This is a genomic window from Mesorhizobium sp. M1A.T.Ca.IN.004.03.1.1 (assembly GCF_003997555.1).
GTDB lineage: Bacteria > Pseudomonadota > Alphaproteobacteria > Rhizobiales > Rhizobiaceae > Mesorhizobium.
Window position 1 is genome coordinate 1 of sequence record NZ_RZTV01000619.1, and the last position, 256, is coordinate 256.

Consider the following 256-nt stretch of genomic DNA (forward strand, 5'->3'; position numbering starts at 1 on the left):
CTCGCGCTTAGGCGCGCTGAAAATAGCTTTCGCACTGCCGGTTTCGACCACGCTCCCGGCTTCCAGGAAGACGACGTCGTTGGCGATTTTCGAGGCGAGTCGGAGATCATGGGTGGCCATGACCATCGTCGTGCCTTCGCGGGCAAGCTGGCCCAGCACATCGACCACCTCCGCCGAAAGTTCCGGATCGAGCGCCGAGGTCGGCTCATCGCAGAGAAGCACCCGCGGCGACGGCGCAAGCGCCCGAGCGATTGCC

The 256-nt window shown here is 64.8% G+C and carries 1 protein-coding gene; it reads right to left on the reverse strand.

Annotated features, from left to right (window positions below; all coding sequences use genetic code 11):
* The coding region (locus EOD29_RS33115) for an AAA family ATPase (protein WP_164764015.1) at positions 1-256 on the reverse strand (256 nt) is incomplete at both ends.